The organism is Luedemannella flava, from assembly GCF_039528515.1.
Taxonomy (GTDB): Bacteria; Actinomycetota; Actinomycetes; order Mycobacteriales; family Micromonosporaceae; genus Luedemannella; species Luedemannella flava.
Genome location: NZ_BAAALT010000212.1, coordinates 1 through 792 on the forward strand (window position 1 = coordinate 1; position 792 = coordinate 792).

The 792-nt window shown below is 62.9% G+C and carries 1 pseudogene; it reads left to right on the top strand.

The features are described 5' to 3' along the window. Positions 1-704: pseudogene (locus ABD211_RS26440) on the top strand (RRQRL motif-containing zinc-binding protein); the annotation flags it as partial. Positions 705-792: the final 88 nt, after the last annotated feature.

Here is a 792-nt window from a genome sequence, read left to right on the forward strand (position 1 = left end):
CCAAGAAGGCCACCTCGCCTACCGGCTCGAAGACGACTCGCACCGGGTCACCGAAAGCGCGACTGACACGTAAACGTCAACACGAATATACGACCGCGGAACTGGTCTCCGCACTCGAAGCAGCCTGGACCGCAATCCGCACCAACCACAAGGAGATCCCCGCCGTCGTGATCATCGTCGGCTCCGGAACCGCCAGCAAACAAGCCAAATACGGCCACTTCGCAGCCGCCCGCTGGCAACACGGCGAACAAGCCCTCGCCGAAGTCCTCGTGTCCGGCGAAGGACTCAAACGACCCGTCGAAGAGGTCTTCACCACCCTCCTCCACGAAGCCGCACACGCGCTCGCGAACGTTCGCGAGATCAAAGACACCAGCCGCCAAGGCCGCTGGCACAACCAGAAGTTCGCCGCGCTGGCCTCCGAACTCGGCCTCGATACGAAGAAGGACGATCGCATCGGCTGGTCACCCTGCACGCTCCGCGCCGAGACAGCGGCCACCTACAAGAGCGTCCTGACCGATCTGAAGAAGGCGCTCATCGCCTACCGCCACCCCGAGATGACTGGTGGACAGGCCAAGAAGAACAACAACAACGCCATCGCGTGCGCATGCCAATGCCCACGCCGTATCCGCGTCGCCAAAGCAGTCCTCGAAGAAGGAGACATCACCTGCGGTGTCTGCGAATCCACCTTCGAACCCGACGAGTAACACCACGCAGTACACGGCACCACCTGGGCTCGTTGCTGGCTCTCGCCTCCGGAATCCACGGGGTCCCGGAGACGAGGGCGAACACCGA